The sequence below is a fragment of the Bradyrhizobium sp. URHD0069 genome, assembly GCF_000701345.1.
Classification (GTDB): Bacteria; Pseudomonadota; Alphaproteobacteria; order Rhizobiales; family Xanthobacteraceae; genus Bradyrhizobium.
Map to the genome: position 1 here is coordinate 1 of NZ_JNIJ01000059.1, position 21,606 is coordinate 21,606.

The following is a 21,606-nucleotide window of genomic DNA, read 5'->3' on the forward strand; positions in this document are numbered from 1 at the left end:
GTCCGGAAGGCCTCGACGAACTCCTGATCGATGAACTTCGCGACCTCCTTCACGCCGAGAAACAACTGACAAAAGCGCTCCCCAAGATGGCCGCAGCGGCGCGTTTCGACAAGCTTCGCGAGTTGTTCGAGCAGCATCTCGCCGAAACCGAAGAGCAAATCGAGCGGTTGAACGAATGCTTCAAGCTGCTAGGCGAGACCGCCCGCGCCAAGCCCTGCAAGGGAATGATGGGCCTCGTCGAAGAAGGCCAGGAGGTCATGTCCAAAGGCGAAGACAAAGAGGATGCCGCCGCCGATCTTGCATTGATCGGCGCGGCGCAACGCGTCGAGCATTACGAAATGTCCGGCTATACCACCGCCCGCAATCTCGCCCAGCAGCTCCGGCAGAGCGCGATCGTGGTGCTATTGTCCAAATCGCTCGGCGAAGAAGAAAACGCCGACCAGCTTCTCAATCAGGTGGCGCGATCGCTGATGTCAGTAGCCAAAATGCCGGCAGCGATCGAGCAGGCAACAGTCGAGGGCGCCGAGTAGCCAGAGCGGAAGCGCGGTTGGTGAACTCGTCGGATTGCAAACCAGAGCGCGCCCTTCGCCCTGTCTCGCGAGGTGGAAAGCCGGTCTGCGGCGATTCACAATCGAATGGCTGCGAGCTATAAATCAGCGGACGATGCGTGCCACGCGTCTAAAGCGCCATAACAAGTCTGCGGCGACCAGCCACGCCATCGAACCCAATGCAAGCGATCCGAAGCCCCATGTCGGCCCCAGCAACCAGATCGCTGCTGGCGCTTTCGGCTAGCTGCCCCGAACCGGCCATACGGCCCAACAGATCGTGTCAGCGACCATCAGGGGGCGCCCGGCTGAACGATGCCTGAGACAGGTCCCTGGATGAAGTGCGAGTTGTGTGACGACTGCGGCTGGGTTTGCGAGGACCACCCGGGCAGACCTTGGCAGGGTGATCGCGCGTGCGAGTGCGGCGGCGCCGGGGTGCCCTGCCCATGGTGCAACCCGGCTGATAGCGAAAACCCGCCACGATTGCCGAAGGGTTTTGAGGCCGACATCGATGACGAGGGCTTCAGTCACTGATGACGGCTACCACGCCAGGTCGTCGACCCTCTTGCGGCGGCTGCCCACCTTCTTCACGGCTTTCTTTACGGCAGCTTCGGATTTGCGGGACTTCTCTGCCGCATACCCGACTTCATAATTCTGCCCGCTTGCCACGCGAGCTCGGTCCTGTTTGCGTCCGCGACTGGTCTGTTTTTTCGCCATCCCGCTCTCCTTGTCCCGAACGCAACGCGTGACAAAGGTTTCGAGTTCCAGCCTCATGATGGCTGCAGCCAAGCCGGAACGAATCCGCTGGCCCCGCCTTAAATCCCTCTTCTGTGGCGTGGAGTTTGTTGTGGCGTTCCAGCGACGAAAATCGGCTGTAATCGGCATCAAGGCGCCCTTCCCGGGATTCATCGAGCCCGCGCTGGCCTCATCGGTCGAAAAGATCCCGTCGGGTGGCCGCTGGATCCACGAAATCAAGTTCGACGGCTATCGCGTTCAACTGCACGTCCACAACGAGGACGACCCAAAGGTCTTCACGCGCCGGGGCAACGACTGGACTAAGCGTTTCAAGAAAATCGTTCACGACGCATTCCTCATCAATGCGGAAACGGCCATCATTGACGGCGAAGTGGTGGTCCCGGCAGCTAACGGGGCTACTGATTTCTCGGTGCTTCAGAACGAATTACGCGGGAGGTCAAAGAAAATTGTCATGGTCGCATTCGACCTGCTCTATCTCAACGGATTTGATCTGCGACAACTCGCGCTGATTGAACGAAAAGCAATGCTGAAAAAGCTGATCGCAAAGAGCGCCATACAGTTCAGCGAAAGTTTCGAGATCGACGGCCGGGAGATGTTCAAGCACGCGTGCACCATCGGACTGGAAGGCGTGGTTTCAAAGGTGCGAGACAGCCGGTACACGTCGGGGCGCGGTAACGATTGGGTGAAAGTGACGTGCCAGCAGCGCGAGACGCTGCCGATTGCCGGCTTCGCCATCAAAGAAAATGAGTTCGATGGCATTTACGTCGGGCGCCACAAGGGAAACCAACTGATCTACGCTGGAAAGGTTGACCATGGCTTTGACACTGCATCAGCAAAGGATGTTCAGGCCCGGCTCAAACCCCTGATCCGCAAGACGCAACCCTACGCCAAAAAGATCGCACACAAGGGCATATGGGTTGAACCGTCATTGGAGGCGGAGATCGAATACCGCGCCAAGTCGGCCGAAGGCAAACTGCGCCATCCGTACTTCAAAGGTATCCGGGAGGATTTATGATGCGCGCCACGTCGGCTTTGAACGCGACAATTTTTTTGGTGAACCTTTCGCTGCACCGCCAGTTGAAAAAAGAACCTCTCGAAGGATTGACCATGCGCCTTGCACTTGCAGTGTTCTGTCTTGTCATTTGGACAACTATGGCTACGGCACAAACAAAGAGCGAAGACAAAAAGCCGGGCGACTCGACCTATAGCACCGGACGCACAGTGCTGCCCGACAACAAGGGCCAGTTGCAGCCCCAAGGATGGACCGGGCCACTCTCGACCGGCTCAGAGAACGCGCCAGCGGAAAGTCCACAGGGAGGCACGCCACCGCCCATGCAGCCTGCGCCCGGCGGCGCGTCCAAGTCCATTGTCGATCCCTCGCCTGCTGGACGGTAACACAGACAGGTTCAGCCGAGAGCAAGGGCATCCGCGAGGACCTGCAATAAAAGCGATCATCGATTACGGGAATTTTCTCCCCAGCGACGGAGCGATGTCAGCCAGACCGCCAAGGGCTGGAGTTTTGAGGCTGTCGAAAAGTCGATCAGCCTCTGCAATCCCCCAGCAAGAGCGCGTGATCTGATGCGGCTGCCTCGACGCCTATACCGGCATCGATGCCTCCGACAAACACAAATGGTTCGCCTTCAATTTTGCAGATACTTTGCAACCATAAACCGTCCGGCAGCAAAGGCCCACAGGTTCCCAACAATTAGGCCCGGATGTCCATTGGTAAGTGAAACCATTTGAACGTCCGGGCTTTGGTTTCGCGGAGAGGCGCGGCGTGAACCGAATTCTAAAACCCGTCACTTACGTCTTAGCCGCCATATATTTCCTGGTGGACGCGGCCTTCATTGCCGTGGCCAAGCCGGTCTCAAATTGGATCGCCAAGCACTTAGTGCTCAGGAAACTGCGGGCCTGGATCAGATCGCTACGGCCCTACCCCTCGCTCGCGCTGTTTTCCGTGCCTGTGATCATCCTAGAACCGGTCAAACCTGTAGCGGCTTATCTGGCGTCGACGGGCCAGATCATGAGCAGCGTTCTTACGTTGATCGTCGGCGAACTTCTAAAGCTCGTTCTGGTCGAGCGCCTATTCAGCCTCACGCGAGACAAGTTGATGAAGATTCCAGCATTCGCCTGGGCATACGCCAAGTTCCGACAAGCCAAATCATGGCTAGAAGCCACTGAGGCTTGGCGAACCATACGATCGGTAAGCAAGGCCGTCCGCAATTACGTCACGCAGATGAAGACAACCCGCGCTGTGCCGTTACCTCGCAATTAGGGCAGTGGAACGGAACGAACCTGCTCAGCCGGGTTAGCTGTCTTCATATGGAACAAATGACTTCTTACCTGTTTGGTCCCGCAAAGGGATCTCTCATGGTGCATGAGGCTACAGTCGAACGGGTGACCAACCGAGTATGGGGCATCTTCTCCTCTCTCGATCACGACATTGCCGGGAACAACAATCGCCGGGCGTTACTTACAGCGTACATCGCATCGCTTGCCGAGCGCGGAGAGCACAATGCCGACAAGCTCACGGTTGACGGCCTTGTGTATTTGAAGAACCTCACTTCCCACAAGAAGAAACCGGTTAAGCGCAGGGCTTGATAGCAATTTCGATGCGCGGTCTCGCTTTATCGGAAATCCAGTTGCGAAGCAGCATCTGATCTTCGCCAATGCGATACCCACGGTGGAGTGTAAAGTGCTATTACGAGGGATGTATCCCTCTGATTTGACCTCTCGACGAGAGGCTGCGCGCATTCGCATTGTGCCTGCAGGACCAAACGCAGTGTCTTAATAGCGGGCCGCTTGACCAAGGCGGCCCGCAGCAAATAACCGATCAGACACAATACCTACACGACCGGCTGCTTGTTCTTGTTGATGTTGTCCAGGAATTGGCGATCAAGATTGAGGTGCGCTGTGACGAGATTACGCGGCGTGAGCGCCATCCATTGCGCGAGCGAAATGTCCTCGAAATGCGGCGCGCGGAACAGTTCGAGGAACCGGAGCGGATCACTGCCGGTGTTCTCGACATAATGCGGCATGGACAATGGCACGTAGCCGACATCGCCGGCAAGGTAGTCGAACGTGCGCGCAGCACCTTGTGTGGCGAACACGGTCATGCGCGCCTTCCCGGAGATGTAGTACTGCCACTCGTCGGCATTCGGGTGCCAATGAATCTCGCGCAGGTGGCCTGGCTGAACTTCGATCAGCGCTGCAGCAAGGTTTGTCGAAATAGGAAAATTGCTCGAATCGGCAATCCGTACAGTACCGCCGGGTGCTTGGGTGGGCTGCATCTGCATCAGGCGGAAACTCATGTTTCTATCCCGCGGAAGCGGCCCAGCGGGGCTCTGAATCCTGTCTTGCTCCAGCGAGGGTGGCTCCGCGGCCGGAAAGATGAACTTCTCGTGCTTCGGAATGTCGTCGAAGACCTTCTTGTCGACCATGAAGTTCTTGGCGAGAACCTCCGGCGGGAAGTGCGCGAACATGCCAGTTATCGCGAAAGTGCTATCCTCCGAGAAACCACCGTCCGTGAAGGCCAACAAGAATTCGGTACCTTCCGGTGAGAGGCCTTGGATAGAATGCGGTATTCCACTGGGAAAATACCAGAGATCCCCTGGACCGACGTCGTCCACGAAATTGTGCCCGTCCTTGTCGATCGCTGTAATTCTGGCCTTGCCGGCCAACATGAAGGCCCATTCGTCAGGCTTGTGCCAATGCAGTTCGCGCACGCCTCCGGCGGTTAGGCGCATATTCACGCCGGCGATCGTGGTCGCAATTGGCATTTCGCGTTGCGTGACTTCCCGTGACCAGCCGCCTTCGCGCATTTTGACGTGCGCATCGGCAAAAGCGAAATGCAAATTTGGAATTCCGCCGCTGTCGGTTTCGGGCGGCCGCAGGATATCGGGATTCTGCGCTTCCCGGGCTGCATTATGCGGACCGAGTATTGGTGCACCGCGCTTGCCTTCGACCGGTTGCTCTTGAGCTGACGCGGCCGTTGCGCCAAGGGCGACGGCACCGGCGAGGAGGGTTCTGCGTGTCGGATTTAACATGGGCGGGCTCCCGTTCTGGATGTGCCCCAGTCCCAACGGTGTAACGCAGGAAGGAGCCGCTTACCTAGAACTCGGTCCGATCTGGAGGGACTGAAGTCGAGTCCTTGCAACCTTTTAAGTTAAACTATCGCGGATCGGATCGTTCCCGCCCCGAATTAAAATCGAGCGCGCAAAGAAACGGTCCAGCGCGGGCTGCACATTGAGACCGTCTTATTACTGCAGGCGGTCGTTGCTGTCGTGCCCGACCTTCGTCATTTTCCCGCCAATAAAAGGCTAAGGCACTATCTGGTACGAGCTAACAGGTTTGATTTGGGACAAGGTCCAGGCGAGATTCCAGGAAAATCCGCGCAGGCGAGCGGCCGCCACACGGGCACAGACACCCTCCCTGTTGAAAGGAATCATCTTCGGCCCCACCGGCGTCGCTATGTCGCCGACGCACACGCGGAAAAATGGCAGGCTCTATCGCTACTACCTCAGCCAGACCGTCCTTAAGCACGGCTCGGACGATTGTCCCGTTGCGCGCGTTCCGGCCGCCGAGATTGAGAAGATCGTGATCGATCAGGTCCGCATTTTGCTGCTCTCTCCCGAAATCATCGTCCAGACATGGCGCAGCGCCCGCAAATCCATCAAAGGCCTGACCGAGTCCGAGGTCCGCAACGCCCTACAGGCGTTCGACCCGCTTTGGAACGAACTGTTTCCTGCCGAACAAGCCCGCGTTGTTCAATTGCTCGTCGAGCGCGTTGATGTCCGGACCGACCGGGTCGACATCAAGCTTCGGATCGCTGGCGTTTCCTCTCTAATCGGCGAATTGACCGGCAACTCCACTACTCAGCGGAATGCCGCATGACGACCGCCGTTCAAGTCATCAAAACCAGCGTCAGCAAGGATGGGCGCACTGCCACCGTTAGCATCCCCGTCACTTTCCTCCAGCGCAGCGGTCGCAAGCAGATCCTAACACCGCGGGGAGCGGCACCATGGTCGCCCGCGCCGCGCGTCGACACTGCCCTCGTCAAGGCCATCGTCCGCGCCCACCGCTGGCGGCAAATGCTCGAAAGCGGGGAATACAGCTCCTCGGCAGAATTGGCCAAGGCCGAGAAGGTCAACGATTCATATCTAAGCCGTATCCTGCGCCTAACCCTAATCGCGCCAGACATCATTGAGGCGATCCTCACTGGACGCCAACCCACCACCCTTCAGCTTGATGATCTGCTGAAGCCAATGCCAGCGGCATGGAAGCTGCAGCATTCAGTGCTGTGCGGAGTGCCTCAAGCGACCTCGCACGTCCGATGAGCATCCGATCTGTTTCTACCGGGGGGCTTGCTGCAGGTCTATCCCTTGACGCCAAGTAAAGGTTGCGGCCATTAGCTCTAGCCCCCGACGGTTTGCACGCGATATTCTTCGCGCGGCACGCCTTTCGAGGTGTGGGAGCCGCCGATGCCTCGTATTGCTGACGATTACCTAAAATGCGTGGCCTACCTGTATCGGTCGGAAACACGAGGCCAAGAAGGCTATCGACATAGGGGGTAGTGCGTTTCTTGTCTCAGTCCCCTTGGAAGGCTTCCCGCGCCCGCAGGGCGCTGTGTATGCGGTGACCAACAGGCATGTCATTCAGCAGAATGCGCGCTGTCTGCGCGTAAACCCCACTCGCCGAGAGGATTTCACAAGGGATTGACTGATCGGGGTTTGAACGCCGGTACCTTGCAGACGGCAATCATTTCCTGATCCGCTGTTATGGAACGCGAGCGATTTCCGCAATCCGCCAAAGCAGGCCAAATTTGGACTCACCCCGTCGGGCAAATCAACGATTTAGCTCTCGATGGGCGGCTTGCGGGCTACCCCGCCGGACCAACGCTGGAGGGACAATCGAGGAGGCCAAATCGTGTAAGACCAAAGCGTGGGGTCCGACTTGTTGGAAATCGCAAAACGCAACGGCGACTTCAGGAAAAACTATGGAACGGTAATTGGGACATATCTCTATCTTCGCTCTATAAGCGTGGCTGTCCGACAGGACAAATACAACGCGTTATTCGAACGCGCTGGTGAAACCGGCGATGTGATTTTCGCACTACCGGAAACGTCCATGCCCGCGACTACGCCGCCTGTTCCTCCGCCGAACAATTGGCCGGGTAGCGTCGACCCAAACGCCAAAAAGGCCACCGCATAACATGTCCGATTTTCCCGACACGCCGCGCGAGCAGGCAAAGAGCCTTGAGAACGTGCTGTTGGCCGCGTGCCGAGGTGATAGGTCCAGTACCGGCTTCTATCAGCAGCTCCGCACCGAGTTGATGCAGGACTCCGTGCTGAAGCCGCTCTTGCCGGAGTTTGTGCGTACGGGTCGCGATCTCAGCCACTTCTGGGGATACATCAAGCCGTACTCGCCGCATTGGGCTCCTCGCGAGACGCACGTCAGGGACGCCATGACGCCGCTCATCAATTATTTGGAGGGGGCTAATGCGGCACCGGTCGACAACGTAGCGACTGACGTTTTGCAGAAGTTCGATGCTGACGGCGTTCATATCGTTTGGCAGAAGGCGCTCGACCGGCGCCACACCGACCCCGATGGCGCGATTACGAGCGCGCGTACCCTGTTGGAGACGGTCTGCAAAAGGATTCTCGATGAGGCAAGCGAAACATATTCAGACAAGGATGACCTGCCTGCCCTGTATCGTGCTGTCGCGATGAACCTTCAGATTGCCCCGAGCCAGCACACGGAAGACGCCTTCAAGCGCATCCTTGGCGGTGTCACGAGTGTCGTGGAAGGCCTGGGTTCACTGCGAAACAAAATTGGTGATGCACACGGTCAGGGCGGCAAGCCTGTTCGACCGTCCGCCCGTCATGCGCAACTTGCCGTGAACCTCGCCGGAGCGATGGCGACGTTTCTTGTGGACACATGGATCGCGCGGAACACATAGAGCAACATCATGGCAATGAAGAGCGACGATATCGCGAGCGCGATCTACCAGAACGCGGTCGATTCGCTGCGCATCGGAATGGAGTTCTTCTTGAAGGAAGAAAGCTACTCCAGCCGCAAACACGCGATTCTCACGGTGTTCCATGCCATCGAGCTGTTCTTGAAGGAGCAACTGGCGCGGTCTAATCCCATTCTCATCTATAAAAATATCGACGCGAAGATCACCGATGAAGCCATGACGGTTGGCGTCCGCGAAGCCCTTGCTCGCCTGGAGAACCTTGGGCTCGGCATTCCTGACGAAGAGAAAAGGACCATCGAGAACATCCAGCGGGTCCGGAACCGGATTGAACACCATCGTTACGACCATAACGAAAAGGAGGACAACGCCATCATCGCGTCGTCCCTGAAATTCATTCTATATTTTGTTGAGTTCGTTCTTGAGCGGAAACTCGACGGTGATATTGACGGCAAAATTCTCCGCGACATATGCCGGCGCGTCTTTGAGTACAGCGAAAGTTACGGCCTTGCGCAACACCGCTTCCACGAATGGCTACGGTCGGAGTGGCCTGATGGGGACGAAGAAAAGGAAGATAACCCAGAAGAGTTCGAAGGAACGCACCGCTGCCCCGAATGCCGCCAAGACTGGCTCGTCATCGGTTGGCACGACAAGCCAGTTTGCTTTGGCTGCAACATGACAATTAACGTGGACATGTGCGACGATTGCGGTGATGTGTTCATCATCGGGGAGAGCTGCGACTGCGGGAAGCACAAGAAGAAGGACGACGGACAGTTTCAGGCTGTTCTCGATCAGTGGCGTGGCGAATCTATTCGTTTGCAGGAAGAGCGAGCAACACAGCGAGCGCCATCTGCTCCTGCTTCAGACGATACCCCTTGAATCCGTGAACGTTTCGCTCCGGCGCCTCCTCGATCTCCACCTTGAAGCGGTGCTTGAGATTGAAGAGCCCGGTGAGTCTGTGACAGCCACGGTACCCGCTCGAAGTAGTCGCTGTACGTGAACGTGGGGCCGCTGCCAGCCGCCTGATCTCCGTGGCTCGCGGCCGGGCGGCTTCCCTTGGTGGCACATGGCACCCTACGGCGGTGGTAAGGTTGCTTGATCGCATCAATTAGTCATGGTCGCAGTTTGCGCTTCCATGGCGGTGAAGGGACAGGAGAGTGAATACTTCGCGGCTCTCGTGCGCGAACTGACCCTACGGGGTAGGCATCCTTGATTGCCTGAAGCTCTCGCTCTTCCTCTTCGATCCAGTCAGATACAGACCATTCTTCCTCAACATTTTCAGGTGTCGGTGGCGCGTTCCACATCTGGTGCTCAGCTTCTCGCTTCGCCCGCTCTTTCTCCTCCTCGGCAACCTGTCTCAAATCTCTCAATACACGACCGGTCTTAGATTTCTCTTTCATCCCACCACACAGAAAGCTTACTGATTGCCCTGCCCTGACATCAGTAGATTATTCGCTCTCCAAAAGTTGAAGCAACCCGACGATGGTTTAAGGCAGATGTCCAGCGCCGGATTGACAGAATTTGACTTAAGCACTGACCGCTACCTCGTCGGTCTGTTCCGCCGTCGCGGCGAAGACTCGACTGCGCCCAGCGCTCAGGTTCCTTGATAGGTCCTACAGCGCGTGCGATTTAGGAGAATTTCAAAAAGCGCTACTTAAAATGGCGACTAAAGACCGCGTTGTTGTTGGAGTATCCCGCGACCACTCTGACCTGCCTGCAAACCGACTGACGTCCTGTCAGCTTTCCTTCGTCGCGGCGACGGCGCTGCGTCGGTCACGATCTGCTTTAAATGTGGGGGTGTCGAGAAGCTCTATGATTGTCCACGCGGGAACTATCTTCGTCATACTCGAAGGAATCTCGACGACTGACTCGCTTGAGGGTTCTGCAATCTTGATACGCTCGGGATATTGCGCGCTGTGTACGCCCAATAATTTTTCCCGATAGATCGCTGAGCCGCTCAGCCCGGACATATAGAGATAGCACAATACTGGTGAGCCAGAAAATCCGGTTCGCGACCGCATGTCGGCGAGATGTGCGGGTCGCAAGATGCCGTTGCCTTGCAGGATGGGAACGTCGTCCTCGGCGAGAGCACTCACGTTGCCGAATCTAGCCCTGGGAACGTTTCTTCCTATATCCTTCTCGCTGACGAACGTTCCAAGCATGTATACATCAGATCCCATACCATAGTGTGGAGCATTGCGTTGCAAAACAAGATCGGCGTCGATGTATCCAAAGTCAGCTGCAGGCAAGAGACGATCAGTCAAGTCGACTGCAACAACATCATCTTGAGTGTGAGAACGGGTCCAATCACTGTTCGCAAGATCAACAGTGAGGCCGGTACAGAATCGTGCCTTGACAGCTGGTCTCACGCAGTGCTCGCAGGTGATCAGATATCGGTTGTCTACGCGCGTGCCTGGATCGAAGATGCGCATAACAAACCCGGTGCCAACCGGAGACGATGCGAGCAGCGTAACCGTGCTATCGATAAATGTTTTCGGGATATCCGGCATACAAAACCTTTTGGGTTTCTCCCAGTACCATTAACAACGATGGCCGCTGTCTGTCACCTTGGATCTCCGAGATCGCCCCAGGGGCCTTTAGGGACTCGTGGATTCGTTTCTAGTTGACTGACTGGCCGGGGTACCTCTTGCTCATAGCTCTCCCGACGCGTCCGGTGCCACCCTGACGCGCCTTGGCTCGCAGTAGTTCGCCTACGAACCTCTCAATAGTCTCATATAACCGGGCAGCATCAGCTTCCCTACGTTGCCGTTTGCGCTTCTCGGTCGAGAGTACTGCGCGTGCAGATGGCCAAACCAATAGGCATCTGTCGATAAAGTCCGCGCGTTGCAGAGCCGGCGATGATTAATTTGGAAATCGGAGGCTGTCGCCTAGGTTTAGCCTAAATCGGCTTACGCCCCGCTGCCGACACATCACTTCCGTGGAACTATATCGACCGCGTCGACGCCCCCGGCCCTGATGATCTCCTCGCACTTCTTCTCGATCGCAGCGACACTGCGCGGGTTCTTCAGAATTGAAGGATGGATCTGGATCGTCACCCGCTGCGTCGTGGGATCAAAGTTGATGAAGTCGAACCCCTCAAGCGGGTCTTTGTTTTGTTCACTCATTGGATTCCTCTAAGCCGCCTTACGTGTCGCTCAATGGTTGGGGTTAAATTAGGGGTTTGTATCAAACCTATTTTTTTGCGAAGCGCTCAAATCCATCTGGAGGAGTGCAAGCGGCTACAAATAGCTTGCCGAATTCCGTTAGTCTCATTGTGCTATGTCGAGTAATGCCGGCTTGCACGCCGCCAGTCATGATTGGCACCTGGTTTTCCACTGGCCATTCTACAAGACCGAGCGCCGACAAGTGAGCAAAGTAGAGTTCCACTTGCGCGGCCTGGTAGAGTTCTTGGCTCGGTAACTCATTGGATTTTACAACGCGGTTCGAGAACTTGTTTGCAGCTCGATCAAGGTCAAGAGAATCAACTACCTTGAAATCTCGATCGCGCAACCGGTACAGCATCCATGCTTCGTCACGGCTTAATTGCGCAATGAGTCGAGGAAACGAGGGATGTATCTTTTCGTGACCATCTTGGTCGATTGATTTTGTGAGCACCTCCTCGAACATTCCCCACAACGGACCATCATCGCTGACGTAGCGTATCATTTCCAGGGTGGGGCCAACGATTTCAGCAGGCGGCTCGATCCTCCGCTCATCTGGTACACGGCGCGAGATCCGTTCCATCATGCGTTCGAAACGCTCTTGGAGTGCTGCACCAACTTGCAGAGGAGCCAGAAGCAATCTGGCTGTCTTGATCGTATCTTCGCTTAGTTTTCCCACCTGCTTTGCTGAGCCAGAAAGCGCATCGTCGTAAACTTTATTCAGAAGCTCTTTCGGGACGATATCTCCAAGGTTGATATTCACCGGCAGTGCGCCTTCCGTTTTTTATGGCCCGCAACTGAGTAACGAAATTCTAGCCTTATTCAATCCCCGGATGATCGCGTAGCTCAATCGCCTAGGCAGCTGATACATGATTAGCGGCCGAGCGAATTGCCGCACCTTGTGATCGAGCTCCCCGCTACCATGATCGTGAGGAGGCCCCAACCCGGAAACTGATTATGCGAAAGTTGATCACGACGATAGCTTTGCTGGCACTGGTCGGCACTTCGGTGGCGATTGCGCAGAGGGCTGGTTCGTCGACGAACCCGGCCAAGCAATTGCAATTGTTGCTGGCTGACGCACTGGTCGGCCACCGCCAGCGGCGCGCGGATCAAGTGCCCTCGGAGAAAACCCTAATGGATCCAAACGGAATAGTGGCACTCAAGGGGCTAACCCTTCCGCCTCATGAGTGAGTTGGCGTTCAAGAAGAGGACCTGTCGCGATTTTTTGCTCATGGCGGTGCCATCACAGCGGCCTTTGAACCCGACCGCAATGCCGCTACCAATGGATGCCTGGAACGGCTGGACGGCCCCAGTCCGGCACCCGCACCAGCCGGCAAATCGATCAGGCGCACCGCCGGGCCTGCGGTTGGGCGCCTGCTACGACCCTCTTCACCGATCTTGTCTGCCAATGAGAGTTCGCCTGAGGAGAGCGTCGCAGTGCGCGAGGGCTAGCCCATTCGACGTGGCTCGCCAGGAGCGCACATAACCCTCTCGCTCGTCCAAGAAATATTTTCAAACCGCTTTGCGGCGTCGATTTGCAAGGACCTGATATCCAACGGATTTTCAGAACCGTACTAAATCGGCGAAGTCCAGAGGTTTGGAGATAAACGCAGGTTTTGGAGATAAATTGAGCGATCGGGCGAGAGAGGCAGTCGGGGGCCAAAATAAAAAATGACCGCAGATATTGGGCTAAATCGCGAGGAGATTTTGTCGGAGAAAATCCGGGGCTGGCCAAGCTGGCGGAGGGAGAGGAACTGGGGTCGAACCTTCTCCACGTAGCCCAGCGTATTCAGCGAAACTCTGGCGGGCTAGCAGGGCGGGTTTCTGGCAAGGGCGGGCCAAGGCCGCCATCCGCTAATCACCAGCTTGGATGCGCTTGCGCCGCAAGATCACCAGCTAATATCGAGCGCGGCATTCTCAGCCTGAAGCCGGATCTTCGACTTGAATGGTGAGGCCAAGACCGCCACGATGAACCACAGGAGCCCGATCATTCCGCCACCTTAGGTGATGCCGGGGCGTCATCAACCGTCGTCAACACGGATAAACTTTTCGGTACAAACAGGCGGATGAGCCTCGAAAACCCGCTTTGGGGCGCGCCGCTTGTCACTGCGCTCGCCCGAGCACGTAGCTACCATTTCTCGCTTAGCCGCCCACTCATCACACATTAAAAGCATCGAGCCTTCCGCTTCCTCCGCTTCACTCGATGCGGCGGAGGCAGAGGGTGTTATATGAACCGCTACAAATTCGACGCCGCGGAAAGCCCGCACGAGAGCGAAAGGTGGACGGGGTTGTTGACGGCGCAGGATCGAACGGCTCAACAAACTTATCACTGAGGCAATTAGCGGCCGTGCACTTCACTGCGGAGAATTGCCAAATAATAATAGAAAAGAAAAAGCCCGCACAGCGGGCTTTTTCTTTTGTATTACCAACCCCGGCCTACGCCGAAGCCAAAGGATACGCTCGGACCGCCGTAACCATACCCGCCGCCATAGTACGGCCCTCCGTAACCGCCGCCATAGCCGCTGCCATAGTACGGCCTGGGAGCGTAGCCGTAGCTGCTACCGTATGGGCGTCGGTAACTACGATAGCCATAGTGGCGGTAGTTACGATAGTGCCGATCACGTGAGCTGAAGTCAGTCGGCTGTTGCGTCACGTCGGCCTTCGCCTTCACCGTGTTGTCCGCAGCGTTTGCCGTGGAACCGCCGAGCAGCGCGGCTGCACCGACGGCAAAAACAATAGCTAACTGTTTCATTTCCTCACTCCAACAATAAAACATATAGAGTGGGTAATCGACGTCGATGCTCTAACGTTCCTTCTCGCAATATTAAATCGGCGATAAGTGGTTGAACATCCGTTCATATTGATTAACGGATCATTCTGTTGGCCGACGGTAGAGTTGTGCGTTGGCTACGTGCGGAGTGAAAAAAGTTACGTGCGGAGTGAAAAAAGTTCCATGATCGACCAGCACCGAACGTGTCAATGCGGAGCTTTTTACCGCCGCACGAGGCTATGGTCTGCGCGCGGGAATGAGCGGCTTTGAGTGTTCCGCGTGTGGGCATCACCATGGAGACGGGAATACGCCATGGCGTGCCGACCTATCGGCTGATTGTTGGTCCCGTGCGCGCGGTTAACTTCACTTTGTGCATTATCTCGTCGTCATGTCCGACGACGAGCTAGGTTCCGCAAGCAAGCTGAGAAGCGTCGAGAGCAGGCAGCCGAAGGCACCTCTCGACAAAGAGGCGTGGCTACGGGTCGCCGGGGAACGGATCAAGTTGGCGCAATCGATTGGCGAAAGGCGCCGCTAAGGCGTCATGAGGAACCTCCGTGCCCTTTATGCTCACAGCATTGCGAATGTTGGCAATTGCAACTGGGCGGCATTCGGCAATCCTACGGAACGAACGACGGAACTGCCTGTTTCCCATGATACAAACATGGAAGACGCACAATGGCAGAGCGAGAAACGGTAAGCCTCATCGGCAGCGACAAAGTAGAGGGCACCGCCGTGTACGGCGCCGATCATCAGGAGATCGGTTCCATTGAACGGTTGATGATCGACAAGGTAAGCGGAACGATATCCTATGCGGTACTGAGCTTTGGCGGCTTCCTTGGGATCGGTGACGAACACTACCCACTCCCCTGGCAGTCATTGAAATATGACACCAATTTGGAAGGGTATGTGACAGGCATTACCCAGGCGAGACTCGAAGGCGCACCGAAATATGCCAACGATGATAGCTGGAACTGGTCCGACACCAGCCGTACTCGCTCCGTGGACGACTACTACGGCGTGTCTTACGTCTGATACCCAAGGCCCGGTTAGCCGGGCCCTTTGTGAGGGAGACCGGGGATGAAAAAATCACGTCACGGTATCGAGCTGGACAAAAAGAACCAGGAACAGCCGACGGATCAGGATCGGGCGCAAGATTCTAGTTCAAAGAATATACCGGGTACTGGTCCCCAAAGTGACGACGCCGGCAAGGTACCGGAGCCCGAACACAAGCAGCGTAATCCTGCAGAAAAGAAATAGCAAAAGCTGGTCGCTTTAAGCTGGTTACTTTTGTAGATGACAGAAGCCACTGTTTGTTCCGTGATCGGCTCCGCAGCAGTCCACAACAACGCTCCTCGCTCCGCTACTTTATTAGGCGGCCCTCATCGGAGGAACCAAAGGACTGTCGGCCCATTTCGCGGCCTCGGTTTTCATGGGATCTATCTCGTCACACTTGGGGCACTTGAGTTCGGTCCTGCCACGGTCCGTCACCGCTATCAGTCGTTTATTACACTTCGGGCAGCGGGTTATGTCCATGGCCGTACTTCCCGTTCTCGGGCAAGTAAACGCAGATGGAGCCATTCGGTTTCATTAAAAAAGCAGTGGTACCAACGGGTTGGTACGCTACCGAACTCAGGAACGGTTTTGCATTTAGCGCATTTTACCCGCGAAGCTTTCCCCGAGGCTTCATCCTACTGACCGCCGTGAACGCCCGAACACGGCGGGCTTTTCTCCGGAGGTCACCATGGAAATCGTTTACTTCGCTGGCGCGTTCATTCTCCTGAGTGCACTGATCTACGGCACCCTGCATACCCGCTACCGGAACATATACCAGAGAAAGGGTTCAGACCAGATCGTGCGCGATCGGTACGAACACAACATAAACTAACGAGGAGAATCCAATGCCCAAGTATCCAGAAGAGCAGATACGTAATTACGCCCACCAAGTTTGGGAGAAGGCAGGTTGCCCGGAGGGAAAGTCAGATGATTTCTGGCGGCAGGCAGAGATTGAACTGGATGCGGAAGGCGAGACAAACGAACCAACAACCGTCCCGCTGCTATAATTGAATCACAAACACAGCCAACCCGATTAAGCTGGCAACGCCGATCGCGATGGCGATGAGCGCTGCCTTGCCCATCACTTCTCCCAACGCACGCCCTTGAACTTTTTGGCGCTCTTTTTGACTGCCATGAACTGCCCGCCTACTTTCTTGCGCTTGGTCGAGGTCTTGGTCAGCCGGTTCTTCAACTGCATCCGCTTCTTCACCGCGCCCTTGCGCGCATTGTCGCCAACCGGTTTGTTCACCGCGATCGTCCCTCTCCATTAATGCGTGTGGGTTTGCTGCCACTTTTCGAGATCCGGCGTGTGATCGCTCGGCTTCTGTTCCTTCTCCGGCGGCCCCTTCCAGGGCTTGTCGGTTTGCTTGAGCGAGCCACCATCCGTTTTCTGACGGGGATCGTCGGCGGGCGTTTCTTTGCTCATCGGGCACCTCCGTACCCCTAAAGCGCAAATGGGCTGTCAGTTCCGCAGGAACGCATCGACGCGGCCCAAATCCGGTGGTGGCGCGCGATCGAGGATGTGATGGCATCGATCGGAGACACCTGCCCCGAGTGTAGATGATTCAATTTTCGGCACTTTTGAGCCTTTGGCGCGTCTCCTATGTGAGCATTCAGTTCAGTTGAGTGGAGTATTTCGATGGCCCCGCGTGCCAATTGGAAGGGCTTTTTGCGCCTCTCCCTTGTTACCTGTCCGGTCGCGTTGTATCACAGACCGTTGGCTTTTCGGTAGGACGGTTGAGCCCATTCCAGGAAGTCTTCTCGATGTAGCCAGCGTTGCCGCGGCTCCGGAGGAATTTGCTTTTGGGCGTTGGAGTGATGCCTGGGCCAGCTTGCCGGATGTTGAAGCCCTTGCCATCCGCGCCCGGGTCATTCGCTGGAGCCTAGACGAATTCGCACCGCCCGCTCCATTGCTTCAAAGCGTGGTTGATTTGCTTTATCGCCAAGACCGCTTCGCGCGCAACGAGCTTCGCGTGCTCGGCCGTTTAGCCCCTTCCGACTCGCTTGCCGAAATACCCATCGCCGCTGTCGTGGACCAAACAAGCCGCTTGGTTCCGCCCTCATCGGCTTTGGAGCCGCTGAGGAATGCAAGCGTGTTTACGTACGTGCCGGAAATCGGCGTCGGGCTGCAGCACGTAGGACCGCTCGTCGGCCGGCGTGCCCATCGAGAGATCTGGCCCCGCGTCATTGACTGGATGCACGGGACTCATCGGCATTCTTGATGAAAGCCGACAAAGAGTGCTCGGAGCTGCACATAGAAGACCCGCGTTTAATGATCGAGCCATTACAAGTCCCGATGCACAATACGCGCAGTCACATTCTCGCGAAGGGAACTGGGTTGTTTGTTGAATCCGTAGTCCAATCAAGCATGTTTGGACCATTCACGTTCAGCTAGCCCAGCCGACGAAGGTGCCAGCTACTGTCCCATCGCGCGCTCGCCGCGCTTGCGGCTGGTGCCGACCTTCTTCACGGCTTTCTTCACCCGGCGCGCCTCATAGCCGACAATCGGGCAATGCCTGACGGCGGCTACGGCTTACTTGAAGTCGAATGTTGTCGCGGCGGCACGCGGGCCAATCTCCCGTTTGATCGTATCGGCGGTCCACGCCGCGCCGATCTGGACTGGAAGCCGCGCTGAAATGCCGATCGTGCAGGAAGGGCCGCTATGCGCCGCCGGTGCACATGATCAAGCTAACTGAGACGCGCGAGATCACAAGTGGGTGCATCCCGAGGAGGAGCGGTACGCTCAAGGCTTTTCTTTTTGGGATCGCCACGGAACGAACTCAACCTGGGACCCGTTGGCTTCTGTCACGGAAAAAGGGGAGGGTAAGCAATGGCTCAGAAAGCCAATCCCGCTCCGGTCAACAAGTATGAGTCGGATCGCCGGGAGGCCGAGAGGCTCGACCTGGAGAAGCATGCGCGATTGGAAGCAGGTTTGATCGATCCGGTCAGCGCCATTCAGCCGGCGCCAACCGCTGAACATCAACACCGGGAAGGCCTATCGTTCTGGCAGGCGGTCAAGACGATGTTCAACTAGACTCGTCCGGACGATGAGATCTGCTCCACGCCGCCGCAGCAAGTATCAGCAGCTTCTTCATTTGATTGCTGAACAATTTTAGCAGCGTCAGGTTCCTGACAATCAGGCGGAACTCAGCAAACCAGCAACCGTTCTCTCCTCTGGAAAAGGTCCAATCGATGGATGTGGTGGGTATGAACGAAATCGACCAACTGGCCAGCGCAATGTTGGTCTTAGTATTTGCCGCCGTGATGTTGGTGGTCGGGCATTTGTACGTGGAAAATAGATCGCAGAAGCTTGCGGCCAGCCCACCAATGCAAATGGTGTCAGTGCCGCCGTCCCAAACGACAATCGGCCTGCGATCTAAGTCACCAAATCCAGCTGCGCGAACTTACGGCTGGAACGAGTTCTGATACCGGTCGGAACGATTCGGCGACGCCAGCTTGAATCGAATTCGCGTCACCAGAGTTGAACGTTCCGCCTCGGCAGCGCCGGGTTTTAACCTCCGCCGGCGGTCCCGCTCTGTTAGTCACGCTTGGGCGTGAAGCTGGGTTGGGCGAGACGGCGGAAGTGATATCTTATATTTTGACTAGCTGGCTCCTGTCTAATATCGCGCGTTCGCGGTTGGAATGTATTTTCGTTCGGCGAGAGATCGCTCACAGACTGGCCCCTTGATGGCACCCGCCCCCTTCAGCAACGTCATCAATCAATAACTGAACTCTCGTCCCTGGTAAAAGTCTAACCTTCTGAGATAGGCCAGGCCATCAGTCGCCAGATCATCGACATCCGTCTCACCGGCTTGGACACGATGCTCAAGGTATTTCTCAAGGGTGCAGCGGCGCGCATCGTTCGAGTGAACGTCACCACGGGTAACAAGGTAAACGCGCCAAGCCGTATCTACGGCCAGAGCTACTGTTCCCTCAGCCATGCTATCGTCTCCCATCCTGACGACAAAACGGAGACCGGAAATTCGTTCCTAGGAAAAGATCGTAGTTAGCTAACTGTTCAGCAGGGTTCCGGTGCCGCTTCCCCGATCGCGCCCTGCACACCTCACGTTTAAGACGGCCATTCGGGGCGGGTGCTTAGTCGCGGCTAAACTCGGTTCATGTTCTTCCAAGCCGCAAGATGGCCATCGCCGCCACGCGCTGAGCCACAACAAAGTTCTGAGCCTGCCCAGTGCGTTCGAGGTAATTCATTGCGGTGTCGAGGGCCACGTCCATCGAGTTATCAAAATCGCCGGTCGGCCACGGATACATTAAACGCTCCGAACAATGTCATCCCTGTTTCAATACATCCTTGAGATTTCCCAAAGGCCATTCCTCTCCCTGAGGACGTGCGCGCGCACACGGGTTCCATCATCGGAATTGATGAGCGCATGCGAGGCAACCTCATCGTTTATCTCGAACAGCCGCAGCTGATCGTCGGCAACCATGCAAGGGCGTGGTCTATATCGCCGGGGAAAATCTGCCACGTCGATCCATAGTCCAGTTTGACGACGTGGCTTTCGGGATGCTCCACGATTTTCATGCGACAGCCTGTTGTGGAAACGAACAAACAAAAATGGTAATGCTCGCCAAGAGTTCCGATCCGTGCACCGCGCTGAAATGCCTCTCCACGCGGAACGCGGCGGTACAAGGCCGCCCGTGAACATGGAGAACCTGACGCAAGATTGCGAGATCAGGGTGCACGTACTTCCCACAACTTCTCAGACACGCCAGCGGCCATAGCAGGTGTCATCTTCAATGTCTGATGGCCGGCGAACTCTGCTTCGATCGAACCACGCTCAAGGTTGCCAGGGCTCTTGTTTGAAAACTCGCTGCACAACGCTGGTGCCGATGCCGAGCTTCTTGCCAATCTTGAGGATGCCATCACCGCTGGCCCTCAACTCTAATATTCGAGCCTCCACCGAGGGCTTAACCCGGCGCCGGCCTAGCTTCGTACCGTTCGCCTTGGCGCGCGCGAGCCCAGCATTAACTCGTTCTCGAATGATCCCCCGCTCGAACTCAGCGAATACGCCAAGCATTTGGAACATGGCCTTGCCGGCGGTCGTCGAAGTATCGAGTCCTTGCTGGTGGAGGAACAGACCGACACCCTTTTCATGAAGGCCCTGGAGAATGCTGAGCAGGTCGGTGAGCGATCGACCGAGCCGATCCACTGACCACGTCGCGACCATGTCGAATTCTTTCGCGTTCACCGCCCTCATCATGGCGTCTAGGCCAGGGCGGTGATCCCTGCCCTTGGCGCCGCTTATGCCGGCGTCCTCGTAGACTTTCCAAATCTCCCATCCCGACCTATCGGCCACAGCGCTCAACTCGCGCAGTTGATTTTCGGTGTCCTGTTTGGATGTGCTGACCCGTAGATAGATGGCGACGCGCTTTTTCATGGAGGTTCTTCCTTGCTGAAACCATCATGCTCCTGAAAAGAAAAGATCGACTCTGATTTCGCAGGTTTATTCGGATCGATCACGCAGGGGTTTTTGGTATGGGCAGGAAGCGGCCGGCCTGCGCTCGCGGTGGTGTCTAGCGCAGGAACGATGCGCGCTTTATCCCGATGAGCCGACATCTTCAGCTTGAATGCTTACGTCCGAAACGATCGTAAGGCCGGTGAAACGTCTCTGTAACGCCGCCGCGACGTTCCAGCAGCAGATGTGAGAGACTAAAGGGGCGGTCCTGAACGATGTCCGCTCCACCCTGGATATTGTTGCAAAAGTCTTTTTGGGGTAACGAACGAAAATTTTTAGAGCCGCTGATGCGTTTTACGCGCAGCGACGTGAGGGACCATATCGTTTCATCCAAAATTGATCACGGATCTCCGTAGTGGCGCTAATGAGCGACGCAGCCGCAGAGAAGTCCAAAGATCAACTTTCGCGAGATTTTTTGGGTTGTTCGATTTTCGAGTTTTGCAACAAAATCCCCTGACGAACAGACGTCACCGAACGCGATCGTCAGGTCCGAAAAGTGTCGATTTTGTTCTCTAATTCCGGGTCTGACTGTCAAGCTCTCCAGCGATCATCCTTGCCGGGCCCACTGTTCTCTCCGCGATAGGGGTAAGCCCTCCGCATGATGGCGTTAGGTGACGCTGGCGGTTCAATGTTGCAATCGCGGTCGGCCCTTCGGACGCTCGCACAAAATCGGTCGAACTCACCATCGCCATCGTCCCGGCAGGGACGTCTTTCCCGCCTGTTTGGCGGGATCTCAGTATGCTCCCCGGTTAGGCAGCAATCTCCTTCTTCGACCAGTTGAATTCGGTTCCATCGATCCACATGCGATGGAGAATGACCGCGAGCTTACGCGCGACCGCGACCTTGGCCTTGCGGAGCCCGTTGCGCTTGGCGA

Annotated in this window: 26 protein-coding genes and 1 pseudogene; 15 read left to right on the forward strand and 12 right to left on the reverse strand. The window is 56.4% G+C overall.

Annotation, left to right across the window (positions count from 1 at the left end; all coding sequences use genetic code 11):
* Positions 1 to 530, forward strand: a 530-nt coding sequence (locus N554_RS0127150; RefSeq protein WP_029586382.1) for a ferritin-like domain-containing protein, incomplete at its 5' end; no start/stop codon positions are given.
* A 555-nt stretch (positions 531 to 1,085) separates the two neighbouring features.
* Here the strand turns inward: N554_RS0127150 and N554_RS36475 are convergent.
* Positions 1,086 to 1,262 carry a DUF3606 domain-containing protein gene (locus N554_RS36475; RefSeq protein WP_081851436.1) on the reverse strand — a complete coding sequence of 59 codons (177 nt, stop codon included), beginning with the start codon at positions 1,260 to 1,262 and terminating at the stop codon, positions 1,086 to 1,088.
* A 130-nt stretch (positions 1,263 to 1,392) separates the two neighbouring features.
* Between N554_RS36475 and ligD the strand changes: the two genes are divergently transcribed.
* The 4 genes from ligD (at position 1,393) to N554_RS0127180 (ending at position 3,902) form a co-directional block, all read left to right on the forward strand.
* A complete protein-coding gene (gene ligD, locus N554_RS0127165) occupies positions 1,393 to 2,316 on the forward strand; it encodes a non-homologous end-joining DNA ligase (protein ID WP_029586383.1) in 924 nt (307 codons plus the stop codon).
* A complete protein-coding gene (locus N554_RS0127170) occupies positions 2,316 to 2,696 on the forward strand; it encodes a hypothetical protein (RefSeq protein WP_036054271.1) in 381 nt (126 codons plus the stop codon). Before ligD ends, N554_RS0127170 begins: the two co-directional genes overlap by 1 nt.
* 382 nt (positions 2,697 to 3,078) lie before the next feature.
* Entirely contained in the window at positions 3,079 to 3,576 is a 498-nt protein-coding gene (locus N554_RS0127175) for a hypothetical protein (RefSeq protein WP_029586385.1), read from the forward strand.
* 95 nt (positions 3,577 to 3,671) lie between these two features.
* Positions 3,672 to 3,902: a hypothetical protein gene (locus N554_RS0127180; RefSeq protein ID WP_029586386.1), complete on the forward strand. Its 231-nt coding sequence runs from the start codon at positions 3,672 to 3,674 to the stop codon at positions 3,900 to 3,902.
* A gap of 245 nt (positions 3,903 to 4,147) precedes the next feature.
* On the opposite strand, the gene N554_RS0127185 is transcribed toward N554_RS0127180, so the two are convergent.
* Positions 4,148 to 5,347 (reverse strand): cupin domain-containing protein, encoded by a 1,200-nt coding sequence (locus N554_RS0127185; protein ID WP_029586387.1) that lies wholly within the window; start codon positions 5,345 to 5,347, stop codon positions 4,148 to 4,150.
* A gap of 388 nt (positions 5,348 to 5,735) precedes the next feature.
* Here N554_RS0127185 and N554_RS0127190 point away from each other — a divergent pair, with 388 nt between their 5' ends.
* The 4 genes from N554_RS0127190 to N554_RS0127210 all read left to right on the forward strand — a co-directional run bounded on the left by N554_RS0127190 (position 5,736) and on the right by N554_RS0127210 (position 9,153).
* Positions 5,736 to 6,194, forward strand: a complete 459-nt coding sequence (locus N554_RS0127190; protein WP_197033768.1) for a recombinase zinc beta ribbon domain-containing protein — start codon at positions 5,736 to 5,738, stop codon at positions 6,192 to 6,194.
* Positions 6,191 to 6,637 (forward strand): hypothetical protein, encoded by a 447-nt coding sequence (locus N554_RS0127195; protein ID WP_036054273.1) that lies wholly within the window; start codon positions 6,191 to 6,193, stop codon positions 6,635 to 6,637. Before N554_RS0127190 ends, N554_RS0127195 begins: the two co-directional genes overlap by 4 nt.
* 875 nt (positions 6,638 to 7,512) lie before the next feature.
* Entirely contained in the window at positions 7,513 to 8,259 is a 747-nt protein-coding gene (locus N554_RS0127205) for an abortive infection family protein (protein ID WP_029586391.1), read from the forward strand.
* Positions 8,260 to 8,268: 9 nt separating this feature from the next.
* On the forward strand, positions 8,269 to 9,153 hold the full coding sequence (locus N554_RS0127210) for a hypothetical protein (RefSeq protein WP_156042126.1): 885 nt from the start codon (positions 8,269 to 8,271) through the stop codon (positions 9,151 to 9,153).
* Between the two features lie 857 nt (positions 9,154 to 10,010).
* Here N554_RS0127210 and N554_RS0127215 read toward each other — a convergent pair.
* From N554_RS0127215 to N554_RS0127225, 3 genes are all read right to left on the reverse strand, one after another.
* On the reverse strand, positions 10,011 to 10,784 hold the full coding sequence (locus N554_RS0127215; RefSeq protein WP_029586393.1) for a serine protease family protein: 774 nt from the start codon (positions 10,782 to 10,784) through the stop codon (positions 10,011 to 10,013).
* 420 nt (positions 10,785 to 11,204) lie between these two features.
* The gene (locus tag N554_RS0127220; protein ID WP_029586394.1) at positions 11,205 to 11,399 is read right to left on the reverse strand and encodes a hypothetical protein; all 195 of its coding nucleotides are present in this window, start codon (positions 11,397 to 11,399) and stop codon (positions 11,205 to 11,207) included.
* Positions 11,400 to 11,466: 67 nt separating this feature from the next.
* Complete coding sequence (locus tag N554_RS0127225; protein WP_051677744.1) at positions 11,467 to 12,198, reverse strand: Abi-alpha family protein; 732 nt, start codon at positions 12,196 to 12,198, stop codon at positions 11,467 to 11,469.
* A gap of 194 nt (positions 12,199 to 12,392) precedes the next feature.
* On the opposite strand from N554_RS0127225, the gene N554_RS0127230 reads away from it, so the two are divergent.
* On the forward strand, positions 12,393 to 12,626 hold the full coding sequence (locus N554_RS0127230; protein WP_029586396.1) for a hypothetical protein: 234 nt from the start codon (positions 12,393 to 12,395) through the stop codon (positions 12,624 to 12,626).
* A 1,231-nt stretch (positions 12,627 to 13,857) separates the two neighbouring features.
* On the opposite strand, the gene N554_RS38870 is transcribed toward N554_RS0127230, so the two are convergent.
* Complete coding sequence (locus N554_RS38870) at positions 13,858 to 14,187, reverse strand: hypothetical protein (protein ID WP_081851434.1); 330 nt, start codon at positions 14,185 to 14,187, stop codon at positions 13,858 to 13,860.
* 693 nt (positions 14,188 to 14,880) lie between these two features.
* Between N554_RS38870 and N554_RS0127245 the strand changes: the two genes are divergently transcribed.
* The 3 genes from N554_RS0127245 to N554_RS38875 all read left to right on the forward strand — a co-directional run bounded on the left by N554_RS0127245 (position 14,881) and on the right by N554_RS38875 (position 16,265).
* Entirely contained in the window at positions 14,881 to 15,237 is a 357-nt protein-coding gene (locus tag N554_RS0127245) for a PRC-barrel domain-containing protein (protein ID WP_029586397.1), read from the forward strand.
* 45 nt (positions 15,238 to 15,282) lie between these two features.
* The gene (locus N554_RS40365) at positions 15,283 to 15,462 is read left to right on the forward strand and encodes a hypothetical protein (RefSeq protein WP_156042127.1); all 180 of its coding nucleotides are present in this window, start codon (positions 15,283 to 15,285) and stop codon (positions 15,460 to 15,462) included.
* A gap of 641 nt (positions 15,463 to 16,103) precedes the next feature.
* Entirely contained in the window at positions 16,104 to 16,265 is a 162-nt protein-coding gene (locus tag N554_RS38875) for a DUF2934 domain-containing protein (protein ID WP_081851435.1), read from the forward strand.
* A gap of 74 nt (positions 16,266 to 16,339) precedes the next feature.
* Here N554_RS38875 and N554_RS41195 read toward each other — a convergent pair whose 3' ends face one another.
* Together N554_RS41195 and N554_RS41200 are read right to left on the reverse strand one after the other, a co-directional pair.
* Positions 16,340 to 16,507 carry a hypothetical protein gene (locus N554_RS41195; RefSeq protein ID WP_197033770.1) on the reverse strand — a complete coding sequence of 56 codons (168 nt, stop codon included), beginning with the start codon at positions 16,505 to 16,507 and terminating at the stop codon, positions 16,340 to 16,342.
* An 18-nt stretch (positions 16,508 to 16,525) separates the two neighbouring features.
* Entirely contained in the window at positions 16,526 to 16,684 is a 159-nt protein-coding gene (locus N554_RS41200; RefSeq protein ID WP_197033771.1) for a hypothetical protein, read from the reverse strand.
* A 1,404-nt stretch (positions 16,685 to 18,088) separates the two neighbouring features.
* On the opposite strand from N554_RS41200, the gene N554_RS40370 reads away from it, so the two are divergent.
* Positions 18,089 to 18,292: a hypothetical protein gene (locus tag N554_RS40370; RefSeq protein WP_029586399.1), complete on the forward strand. Its 204-nt coding sequence runs from the start codon at positions 18,089 to 18,091 to the stop codon at positions 18,290 to 18,292.
* A 173-nt stretch (positions 18,293 to 18,465) separates the two neighbouring features.
* Positions 18,466 to 18,684 carry a hypothetical protein gene (locus N554_RS36480; RefSeq protein WP_156042128.1) on the forward strand — a complete coding sequence of 73 codons (219 nt, stop codon included), beginning with the start codon at positions 18,466 to 18,468 and terminating at the stop codon, positions 18,682 to 18,684.
* Positions 18,685 to 18,977: 293 nt separating this feature from the next.
* On the opposite strand, the gene N554_RS0127300 is transcribed toward N554_RS36480, so the two are convergent.
* From N554_RS0127300 to N554_RS41205, 4 genes and pseudogenes are all read right to left on the reverse strand, one after another.
* Positions 18,978 to 19,199 (reverse strand): hypothetical protein, encoded by a 222-nt coding sequence (locus N554_RS0127300; RefSeq protein WP_029586401.1) that lies wholly within the window; start codon positions 19,197 to 19,199, stop codon positions 18,978 to 18,980.
* Between the two features lie 175 nt (positions 19,200 to 19,374).
* Complete coding sequence (locus N554_RS40375; RefSeq protein WP_156042129.1) at positions 19,375 to 19,527, reverse strand: hypothetical protein; 153 nt, start codon at positions 19,525 to 19,527, stop codon at positions 19,375 to 19,377.
* A 527-nt stretch (positions 19,528 to 20,054) separates the two neighbouring features.
* Positions 20,055 to 20,654, reverse strand: coding sequence for a recombinase family protein (locus N554_RS0127315; RefSeq protein ID WP_029586402.1), 600 nt, complete (start codon positions 20,652 to 20,654; stop codon positions 20,055 to 20,057).
* A gap of 827 nt (positions 20,655 to 21,481) precedes the next feature.
* A pseudogene (locus N554_RS41205) lies at positions 21,482 to 21,606 on the reverse strand (IS110 family transposase); the annotation flags it as partial.

Excerpts from the sequence above, each read along its gene's own strand:
- N554_RS0127230 (WP_029586396.1), top strand. The coding sequence starts at position 12,393 with ATGCGAAAGTTGATCACGACGATAGCTTTGCTGGCACTGGTCGGCACT.
- N554_RS0127205 (WP_029586391.1), top strand. The coding sequence starts at position 7,513 with ATGTCCGATTTTCCCGACACGCCGCGCGAGCAGGCAAAGAGCCTTGAG.
- N554_RS0127220 (WP_029586394.1), bottom strand. The coding sequence starts at position 11,399 with ATGAGTGAACAAAACAAAGACCCGCTTGAGGGGTTCGACTTCATCAAC.
- N554_RS36480 (WP_156042128.1), top strand. The coding sequence starts at position 18,466 with ATGAACGAAATCGACCAACTGGCCAGCGCAATGTTGGTCTTAGTATTT.
- N554_RS0127170 (WP_036054271.1), top strand. The coding sequence starts at position 2,316 with ATGCGCGCCACGTCGGCTTTGAACGCGACAATTTTTTTGGTGAACCTT.
- N554_RS40370 (WP_029586399.1), top strand. The coding sequence starts at position 18,089 with ATGGCTCAGAAAGCCAATCCCGCTCCGGTCAACAAGTATGAGTCGGAT.
- N554_RS36475 (WP_081851436.1), bottom strand. The coding sequence starts at position 1,262 with ATGGCGAAAAAACAGACCAGTCGCGGACGCAAACAGGACCGAGCTCGC.
- N554_RS0127180 (WP_029586386.1), top strand. The coding sequence starts at position 3,672 with ATGGTGCATGAGGCTACAGTCGAACGGGTGACCAACCGAGTATGGGGC.
- N554_RS41200 (WP_197033771.1), bottom strand. The coding sequence starts at position 16,684 with ATGAGCAAAGAAACGCCCGCCGACGATCCCCGTCAGAAAACGGATGGT.
- N554_RS0127315 (WP_029586402.1), bottom strand. The coding sequence starts at position 20,654 with ATGAAAAAGCGCGTCGCCATCTATCTACGGGTCAGCACATCCAAACAG.
- N554_RS0127245 (WP_029586397.1), top strand. The coding sequence starts at position 14,881 with ATGGCAGAGCGAGAAACGGTAAGCCTCATCGGCAGCGACAAAGTAGAG.
- N554_RS0127215 (WP_029586393.1), bottom strand. The coding sequence starts at position 10,784 with ATGCCGGATATCCCGAAAACATTTATCGATAGCACGGTTACGCTGCTC.
- N554_RS0127185 (WP_029586387.1), bottom strand. The coding sequence starts at position 5,347 with ATGTTAAATCCGACACGCAGAACCCTCCTCGCCGGTGCCGTCGCCCTT.
- N554_RS0127210 (WP_156042126.1), top strand. The coding sequence starts at position 8,269 with ATGGCAATGAAGAGCGACGATATCGCGAGCGCGATCTACCAGAACGCG.
- N554_RS38875 (WP_081851435.1), top strand. The coding sequence starts at position 16,104 with ATGCCCAAGTATCCAGAAGAGCAGATACGTAATTACGCCCACCAAGTT.
- N554_RS0127195 (WP_036054273.1), top strand. The coding sequence starts at position 6,191 with ATGACGACCGCCGTTCAAGTCATCAAAACCAGCGTCAGCAAGGATGGG.
- N554_RS40365 (WP_156042127.1), top strand. The coding sequence starts at position 15,283 with ATGAAAAAATCACGTCACGGTATCGAGCTGGACAAAAAGAACCAGGAA.
- N554_RS0127300 (WP_029586401.1), bottom strand. The coding sequence starts at position 19,199 with ATGGCTGAGGGAACAGTAGCTCTGGCCGTAGATACGGCTTGGCGCGTT.
- N554_RS40375 (WP_156042129.1), bottom strand. The coding sequence starts at position 19,527 with ATGTATCCGTGGCCGACCGGCGATTTTGATAACTCGATGGACGTGGCC.
- N554_RS38870 (WP_081851434.1), bottom strand. The coding sequence starts at position 14,187 with ATGAAACAGTTAGCTATTGTTTTTGCCGTCGGTGCAGCCGCGCTGCTC.